Origin of the sequence: Nonomuraea sp. NPDC049784 (genome assembly GCF_040659615.1) — a bacterium.
Classification (GTDB): domain Bacteria; phylum Actinomycetota; class Actinomycetes; order Streptosporangiales; family Streptosporangiaceae; genus Nonomuraea.
The window spans coordinates 1-2979 of the sequence record NZ_JBFAMX010000915.1 but is presented as its reverse complement, the minus strand read 5'-3'; the positions used below and the strand labels follow the sequence as shown (position 1 = coordinate 2979).

Genomic DNA, 2979 nt, shown 5'->3' with positions numbered 1-2979 from the left:
AGCCGGTCGGAGCTGGTCATGAGCTGGTGTCTCCGTCCGGCTGGGGGTCGCCGTAGCCGGCGTTGGGGTTCGGCCGACTCTTGGCGCCAGGAATGGTGAGAACCGCGGCCGCGGCATGCACCGGGCAGGCCAGTTCCTCGTAGCCTTCGTCGGGCAGCCACACCAGATCCTCATACAGGTGCTCGGCGTCGCAGGGGCTGCCGCTGTCGTCGTCCACCTTGTCGCCGCGGATGAGCTCGCACGCCACGCCGTAGGCAGTGGCGCGGTCGACGGCGGCGCGCGCTTGGGCCAGCAGGATGGCGGCCGTGCCGAGCTGGCCACGGGCGATGGGGTGGAACTGCTGGTCCTCATCGCGCGCGTACTGCTCGGCCTCCGTGCGCAGGCCCTCGACCGCATCCAGGGGAACGACGCCATCAGGTACCGGGTCAGGTCTTGTCCGTTGCGGTCGTGGTAGGCGTCGGCCCGGCGAATGTCGGGGTCGGCCGGGTGCGCGATGGGGCCGATGAGGCCGGGCGTGGCCAGGCGCCGCTCAGTCAGCGCCAGCACCGGCGTGGTGAGCAGATGATGCCTGCCCTGTTCGTCCGGCGCGCTGACTTGCTCGCCCGGCCCGGCGACCTGGCCGGCTTCGTTGGCGAGGATGAGCTGGCGCTGGGCCACGATGGCCCAGGCGTTGTGGTAGGCCGGGTCGGAGCCGGGCTCGATCTGCGCGTCATCGATGAACACCGGCGCGTCGGGTTCGACCAGGGCGGCCAGGGCGGCCAGCTCGGCGGCGGTGGCGATGAGACGCGGCCGACCGGCCGGATGGTCGGCGGTGTGGCCATCGGTCATGAGCGGCCTCGATTCGATTGCGGAGAGAGGCGGAGGCGGGCCGCCGCGGCTGTTCCCCGGCGGCGGTGGTGTCCATGAAGGGATTTGAGGGCGGGGCTTTACAGGGCGTCGTCGATGCGGTTGAGCAGGGTGGCGGCTGCCCGCTTGCGTACTCCGGAAAGGTCATGCTGGCCACCTGGGCGCTGCTGGGTGGCCGTCTCATTAGGTTCGTGTCCTGGTTACCCAGGGTGCCCGGTCCGATGGTGACTCCATGATGTGGACGGCCTCGTGTCCCGTTTCTTGATCTATGAACCCACAGGAACGGTAACGGATGTGGCGTATATCACGCTGGAATGGCTCTGGTTCGGCGTCAGGGGCCGGAGAGCACTGAAGGCCCCCGCGTGTGCGGAGGGCCTTCAGTGTTGGGGCTAGAAGTCGAATTCGCCGTCTTTGGCGCCGGCCACGAAGGCCCGAAAGACACTACCGCGCAGCACCCATGGCGCCAGGTCGGGCCGCTCGGTGTCGCGGAGGCCGAAGCGGTCCCCGCTGAGCGGGGTCACCTCGATGCAGTCTCCGCCGTTGGCGCCGCTGTAGGACGCCTTGCGCCACTGCGCGGCCTCCAATTCGGCGGCCAGCTCGTCATTCACCTTGAAACATCTCCATCTTCTCGCGTATCACGTCTGCCGTCTCATTGACCGGTCGGGCGTATGACCGGATGGCGTCGAATCTGACACTAACGGTGCGCACTCGGTCCTCGCGATCGGTTACCTCTCCGTCGGCGGCGGAGTCCAGATAAACCGTGTCCGGCCCTTGGTGCTGCTGGGCGATCACGAAGCCGCCGAGCAACCCGATCGTGGGAACGGCGTCCATGGGGACGATCTGGACGGTGATGCAGGGGTGGGCCAAGACCTTGAGCAGGTGATCGAGTTGTTCGCGCATCACCTGTGCTCCGCCGATGGGGCGGGTGAGGACTCCCTCGTCGATCACCGCCGCATAGATCGGCGGTTCGGGACGGTCGAACACCACCTGCCTGGCCAGTCGCGCTTCGGTCGCTTCCTCGACGCGTTCTTCGGTGATGCCCGGCTGGCCGCGCAGGATCGCGCGGGCGTAGTTGCGGGTCTGGAGCAGTCCGGGGACGACCAGGGGCTGCCAGGTGCGCAGGCTGTGGGCGGTGGCCTCGATCTTCGGCCATTGGCGGAACCATGTCGGGCCTGATTTGACCACTAGGGGCATCAGGCGCAGCAGGGGCTCGCCTTGGAGGTCGAGCAGCTTTTCGACCTGCTCGGTGAAGCCCCACTGCGGGGTGCGCTTGGCGTTCTCGATCTGGCTGACCAGGCTCTTGCTGACGTGCGTGTAGTCGGCGATCTCTTCCTGGGTGACGCCCTTTTCCTCTCGTAACCTCCTCAGTTCGGCCCCGAACAGCGCTAGGGGACTGGCCGCTGGGTCGAGTTCGCTTCCGGCCATAGGCCCACCATCCAGTATGTTCACAAGTTCACACACGCCGGTGAACCGGATGTGTGTAGTAACTGTGTTTCCTGTTAACTACTAAAAGTAGCTGGCGGGGACCACGCTGGGGAGAGTCTTCGGAAAAGCAGGCCAAGCCCGAGTTCACAAGAGTCTTCGATCTTGTGGACCGCGAGGCCAACCCCCAGATGGTCGGTGATTCTGTGCCTACGCAAGCCATAGCCACCCAGATGCCGGACGTTGCCGTCTGGAAGGGCACGACGTTGCGCCGCAGCGCCAAGACGCCGTGGCAGGCGCGGCAGGCGGTCCAGCTCTGGCTGGCCGCCGGCGACCCGGCGGCCAGCTTCAGCGCCCTGCTGCTGGCCTCCGAACTGGTCACGAACGTCATCCAGCATGTGCCGGCCGGCGAGCAGCGCGACTGGATCAAGGTGCGGCTCGGCTTCGCCGACGACTTCGTCCGGCTGGAAGTGATCGACCCGGGAACCACGACGCCGGAACCCCGCTTCCAGCCGCTCACGCAAGGCTCCATGAAGCAATCAGGTCGCGGCTTGGGCCTCGTGGTCAGCCTGGCGATCCGCTATGGCACCCGGCTTTTGGCGTGCGGCCACCGCGTCGTGTGGGCCGACCTGCCACGTGACCAAGCCCCCGCCGAAGCCACTGACGCTGTCCAGGACGCCGCAGACCAACTCGCGCTCTGCCGCCCGTAAG

At 67.2% G+C, this 2979-nt stretch carries 6 protein-coding genes; 3 read left to right on the top strand and 3 right to left on the bottom strand.

Features of this window, described 5'->3' with window-relative positions; genetic code table 11:
• Positions 1–16: 16 nt before the first annotated feature.
• On the bottom strand, positions 17–247 hold the full coding sequence (locus AB0J09_RS60940; RefSeq protein ID WP_360713121.1) for a hypothetical protein: 231 nt from the start codon (positions 245–247) through the stop codon (positions 17–19).
• 36 nt (positions 248–283) lie between these two features.
• Here AB0J09_RS60940 and AB0J09_RS60935 point away from each other — a divergent pair, with 36 nt between their 5' ends.
• Positions 284–454, top strand: a complete 171-nt coding sequence (locus AB0J09_RS60935) for a hypothetical protein (RefSeq protein ID WP_360713118.1) — start codon at positions 284–286, stop codon at positions 452–454.
• On the top strand, positions 433–906 hold the full coding sequence (locus AB0J09_RS60930) for a hypothetical protein (protein WP_360713115.1): 474 nt from the start codon (positions 433–435) through the stop codon (positions 904–906). Before AB0J09_RS60935 ends, AB0J09_RS60930 begins: the two co-directional genes overlap by 22 nt.
• A gap of 329 nt (positions 907–1235) precedes the next feature.
• Here the strand turns inward: AB0J09_RS60930 and AB0J09_RS60925 are convergent, their stop codons facing one another.
• Positions 1236–1454: a DUF397 domain-containing protein gene (locus tag AB0J09_RS60925; protein ID WP_360713112.1), complete on the bottom strand. Its 219-nt coding sequence runs from the start codon at positions 1452–1454 to the stop codon at positions 1236–1238.
• Positions 1447–2271: a helix-turn-helix transcriptional regulator gene (locus tag AB0J09_RS60920; protein ID WP_360713109.1), complete on the bottom strand. Its 825-nt coding sequence runs from the start codon at positions 2269–2271 to the stop codon at positions 1447–1449. The genes AB0J09_RS60925 and AB0J09_RS60920 overlap by 8 nt, the downstream gene beginning before the upstream one ends.
• A 230-nt stretch (positions 2272–2501) precedes the next feature.
• Between AB0J09_RS60920 and AB0J09_RS60915 the strand changes: the two genes are divergently transcribed.
• Positions 2502–2978, top strand: a complete 477-nt coding sequence (locus AB0J09_RS60915; RefSeq protein WP_360713107.1) for an ATP-binding protein — start codon at positions 2502–2504, stop codon at positions 2976–2978.
• The last annotated feature ends 1 nt before the right edge of the window (position 2979 follow it).